Origin of the sequence: Streptomyces sp. BR123, assembly GCF_013401435.1 — a bacterium.
Lineage (GTDB): Bacteria > Actinomycetota > Actinomycetes > Streptomycetales > Streptomycetaceae > Streptomyces.
Map to the genome: position 1 here is coordinate 1 of NZ_JACBGN010000482.1, position 3,283 is coordinate 3,283.

Annotated in this window: 3 protein-coding genes; all 3 read right to left on the reverse strand. The window is 73.0% G+C overall.

What is annotated here, in order from left to right; translation table 11 throughout:
• Positions 1–169: 169 nt before the first annotated feature.
• The 3 genes from moeZ to HYE82_RS35305 all read right to left on the reverse strand — a co-directional run bounded on the left by moeZ (position 170) and on the right by HYE82_RS35305 (position 3,218).
• Positions 170–1,348, reverse strand: a complete 1,179-nt coding sequence (moeZ, locus tag HYE82_RS35295) for an adenylyltransferase/sulfurtransferase MoeZ (RefSeq protein ID WP_179178315.1) — start codon at positions 1,346–1,348, stop codon at positions 170–172.
• Positions 1,349–1,410: 62 nt separating this feature from the next.
• Positions 1,411–2,160: a spherulation-specific family 4 protein gene (locus tag HYE82_RS35300; RefSeq protein ID WP_179178316.1), complete on the reverse strand. Its 750-nt coding sequence runs from the start codon at positions 2,158–2,160 to the stop codon at positions 1,411–1,413.
• Positions 2,148–3,218, reverse strand: a complete 1,071-nt coding sequence (locus HYE82_RS35305) for an NAD-dependent epimerase/dehydratase family protein (protein ID WP_179178317.1) — start codon at positions 3,216–3,218, stop codon at positions 2,148–2,150. The genes HYE82_RS35300 and HYE82_RS35305 overlap by 13 nt, the downstream gene beginning before the upstream one ends.
• Positions 3,219–3,283: the final 65 nt, after the last annotated feature.

The following is a 3,283-nucleotide window of genomic DNA, read 5'->3' on the forward strand; positions in this document are numbered from 1 at the left end:
CCACCGTCCCCACGGCCCCGACGGCCCCCGTCGCCGCAGCCGGCACGGCCGCCGACTGAGCGGACGGAGCCCCGGCGGCAGAACAACCGGAGGCGACAGGCACGGGAAGGGCCCCGCCGCGCTCGCGCGGCAGGGCCCTTCCCGTGGCTCGGACGGTGCGGACCGGCTGCTAGTAGACCGGCTTCTGCGGCTCGACCTGGTGGACCCAGCCGATGACGCCGCCGCCGACGTGGACCGCGTCGGCGAAGCCCGCCGACTTCAGGACCGCGAGGACTTCCGCACTGCGGACACCCGTCTTGCAGTGCAAGACGATGCGCTTGTCCTGCGGCAGGTCCTGGAGGGCGGAGCCCATCAGGAACTCACCCTTGGGGATCAGCTTCGCGCCGGGGATCGAGACGATCTCGTACTCGTTCTTCTCGCGGACGTCGATGATCTCGATGCTCTCGCCCTCGTCGATCCAGTCCTTGAGCTGCCTCGGAGTGATCGTCGAACCGGCCGCGGCCTCCTGTGCCTCCTCCGACACGACGCCGCAGAAGGCCTCGTAGTCGATGAGCTCCTTGACGGTGGCGTTCGGGCCGCAGACGGCGCAGTCGGGGTCCTTGCGGACCTTGACCTGGCGGTACTGCATCTCCAGGGCGTCGTAGATCATCAGGCGGCCGACCAGCGGCTCGCCCACGCCCGCCAGGAGCTTGATGGCCTCGGTGACCTGGATGGAGCCGATGGACGCGCACAGCACGCCCAGGACGCCGCCCTCGGCGCAGCTCGGGACCATGCCCGGCGGCGGGGGCTCCGGGTAGAGGCAGCGGTAGCAGGGGCCGTGCTCGGACCAGAAGACGGAGGCCTGGCCGTCGAAGCGGTAGATGGAGCCCCACACGTACGGCTTGTTCAGCAGCACGCAGGCGTCGTTGACGAGGTAGCGGGTGGCGAAGTTGTCCGTGCCGTCGACGATCAGGTCGTACTGGCCGAAGATGTCCATCACGTTGTCGGCTTCGAGCCGCTCCTCGTGGAGGACCACGTTCACGTACGGGTTGATGCCCAGCACGGTGTCGCGCGCGGACTCGGCCTTGGAGCGGCCGATGTCCGACTGGCTGTGGATGATCTGGCGCTGCAGGTTCGACTCGTCGACCTCGTCGAACTCGACGATGCCCAGGGTGCCGACGCCGGCCGCGGCGAGGTACATCAGGGCGGGCGAGCCCAGACCGCCCGCTCCGACGGCGAGCACCCTGGCGTTCTTCAGGCGCTTCTGGCCGTCCATCCCGACGTCCGGGATGATCAGATGGCGGGAGTACCGACGGACCTCGTCAACGGTGAGCTCAGCAGCTGGCTCGACCAGGGGTGGCAGCGACACGGGGACTCCGTAGATGGGTATGTCGAACGGTGGTTCTTCCCGTAACACTGCCACGCCCTTCTTCATTCCGAGACACCCGGTCCGATCTTTGAGACGATTTCGTCCCAGTACGCGGGCATCGACGCCCAGGGGTCCCGGTCGCCGCTCCCGCGCCGGTCGGTGAACCAGATCGTGCCGGCGCCCTGCCAGCGGGCGATCCGCAGCGCCTCCTCCAGGTGGGTGCGCGGCACCCCGTGGACGAGGTGGCAGAACAGCTCCGGCGGGTACTCGGCGGTCCACTCGGCGACCTGGGACCAGCGGTAGTCGGCCCACGCCCCGGAGAAGGTGACGAGCTGGTCGGCGGCCTCCGCGTAGCCCTCGTACGGGTGGGTGCCGTGTCCCAGGACGATCCGCAGGCCCTGGCCGAGCCCGCGCAGGGCTTCGGTGACGCGGCGCACCGCGGCCAGTTCGGCCGGGCCGGCCGGGGTCCGGTCGAGGTAGAAGCCGCCCACCCGGTACCAGTCGGCGAAGCGGTGGGCGTCGGAGACGAGTTCGCCGAACGTCCGTCCCCCGTCCCGCATCGCGAGATGCCCGAGCACGGTGCCGCCGGCCTCCCGGAGCCGCCCGACGGCCTCCGTGCAGTGCGGGTCGGGCCGGACGCCGGGCCCGTCCGTGACGTTGAGCACGGCCCAGTGCAGCGGGGTGCCGGGCCGGGTCAGCTCGGCCCATTCCACGGGGGCCAGCAGCGGGTGCGCGTAGCCGGGGATGCCGAGGCGGAGGCGGCCGGCCCCGGTGGCGGCGGGCGCCGCGGTCTGCGCGGTCAGATGCGGCACGCCGCCTCCATCCAGATGTCCGCGAGGGACTCCTCCAGGTTGATCCGGGGCCGCCAGCCGAGGCGGTCCCGGGCGGTGCGCACGTCGGCCTGCTGCCAGGCACCGCAACCGTCGGGGTAGGGGTACGGGGCCGGAGGCGGTGCTGCGGCGGCCAGCTGCTCGGCGGTGGCCTCGGAGCGGGGGGCGCCGATGGCGGCGAGGCCTCCGACCCTGGCGGCCGGGTGCCCGTGGGTGCCGTGAGGGCCGTGGTGTCCGTGGGCTCCGGGGTGCGCCTGCTGGGGTCCCGCGTGCGGTCCGCCGTGGGGCACGTCGAGCTCGTACAGGGCTCCTCCGTATCCGGCGACCCGGGCGAGGGTGGCGGCCGCTTCGCGCAGCCGGACCGCGCGTCCGGTGCCGATGTTGACGACGCCCTGGGCGGCGGAGAGCGAGGCGGCGTGCACGGCGCGGGCCACGTCCCGTACGTCCACGAAGTCGCGCTGGACGCCGAGCCCGCTGAGCTTGAGCTCGCCGTCGCCGGACTGCATGGCGCGCCGCATGGCCTCGGCGAGCCTGCCGAGCGGGGAGCCGGCCGGAGTGCCGGGCCCCACGGGCGAGAAGACCCGCAGGACGACGGCGTCGAGCCCTGAGCCGAGGACCAGCTCGGTGGCGGCGAGCTTGCTGACGCCGTACGGCCCGCCGGGTCTGGGCACGGCGTCCTCGGCGGTGGACGATCCGGGCTGGCTGGGCCCGTACTCGGAGGCGCAGCCGAGCTGGACGAGGCGGGCGCCGCAGCCGCTGCGGCGCAGGGACTCGCAGATGGTGGCGACGGCGACGGTGTTGTGCCGGGTCAGCTCGCGGGCCCCGCCGCGGGTGGCCCCGGCGCAGTTGACGACGACGCCGGGGTGGACGGCGTCGAGGAACCGGGTGAGGGCGCCGGGGCTGCCGGTGGCGAGGTCGAAGCGGACGTCGGCGTCGTCGCCGCGGCCGAGGGCGGTGAGCTGGACGGCGGGGTCGGCGAGCAGCCGGTCGGCGACGTAGCGGCCGAGGTATCCATTGGCTCCGATCAGCAGCACCCTCATCGCGCGGTCCCTCGGTCGGTGGGCTGGCCGGTCATGCGGTGTCTCCTTGGTCGGTGGGGTGGGGG

Bases quoted from the DNA above. Each gene is read 5' to 3' on its own strand.
- HYE82_RS35305 (WP_179178317.1), bottom strand. From the start codon at position 3,218: ATGAGGGTGCTGCTGATCGGAGCCAATGGATACCTCGGCCGCTACGTC.